The organism is Achromobacter sp. SIMBA_011 (assembly GCF_046535435.1).
Taxonomy (GTDB): domain Bacteria; phylum Pseudomonadota; class Gammaproteobacteria; order Burkholderiales; family Burkholderiaceae_B; genus Achromobacter; species Achromobacter dolens.
Map to the genome: position 1 here is coordinate 1 of NZ_JAWRWN010000052.1, position 471 is coordinate 471.

The following is a 471-nucleotide window of genomic DNA, read 5'->3' on the forward strand; positions in this document are numbered from 1 at the left end:
CTATCAGGAGATTAAAATTTTATAGGAAAACTTTTGAAAATTGAATATAGGGACATTTAAACACGTTTAAAAATACAAAAAGCAGACTCTTTAGAGTCCGCCTTTTTATTTTGTTATTTTAACCCAGTGCTCCATTTTCGGCTGTTTGAAAATCTCTTGTGATGCCTAGCGATCCGTTTTCTTTTGTTCCGAAATCGTGTCCGGAGAAAAGAAGCAGTCCAAGAATGGTAGTGGTAATTAAGACAGTACGTTTTAGCATGATAACGCCTCCGTAAACTTTAATATTTGATCCTTAGCTGTGCAAGCCTCCTCAAAATATTTAGATGACAGATCAGCGTTTTCCTGCTTTTTGTAATAAAGAGCTGCATTAAGAAATAGATCAGCCACCTCAGACCACAAATTTTTCTCTTTGAGTACATTCATGCTTAAGTCAAAAGATACTGAATCATTTGCATCGTATAGAAAGTATAT

General features: G+C 34.8%; 1 protein-coding gene. It reads right to left on the minus strand.

What is annotated here, in order from left to right; all coding sequences use genetic code 11:
* Window positions 1–252 precede the first annotated feature (252 nt).
* Window positions 253–471 (minus strand): hypothetical protein (locus SB816_RS29850; RefSeq protein WP_410547971.1); only part of this gene is annotated, 219 nt, incomplete at its 5' end.